The organism is Streptomyces megasporus, assembly GCF_000718985.1.
GTDB classification, from domain to species: Bacteria; Actinomycetota; Actinomycetes; order Streptomycetales; family Streptomycetaceae; genus Streptomyces; species Streptomyces megasporus.
Genome location: NZ_JODL01000151.1, coordinates 1 through 331 on the forward strand (window position 1 = coordinate 1; position 331 = coordinate 331).

1 pseudogene is annotated in these 331 nt (G+C 67.4%); it reads left to right on the plus strand.

Annotation, left to right across the window (positions count from 1 at the left end):
- Positions 1-84: 84 nt before the first annotated feature.
- Positions 85-331 (plus strand): annotated as a pseudogene (locus IF47_RS29995) (glycosyl hydrolase); the annotation flags it as partial.

Sequence of the window (331 nt, forward strand, 5' to 3'; positions counted from 1 at the left end):
GCCCGCGTCGAGGCCGACCACCAGAGACGAGCCGCCTTGACGCTCCTGGTTCAATTCATTACCCATCGCCGACTATGGTGATTGATGCATTCACCCAGAGCAAGGGATCTGGGTGCTCGACCCGAGGAGGATCCCATCCCCAAGCTCCGCTTCGGCGTCAACTACACGCCCCGCCGCGGCTGGTTCCACGCCTGGCACGACTTCGACCCGGCGCATGCCCGCGAGGACCTGGACCAGATCGCCGCGCTCGGCCTCGACCACGTCCGGGTCTTCCACCTATGGCCGCTCCTGCAGCCCAACCGCACGCTCATCCGCCCCGCCGCCGTGGACC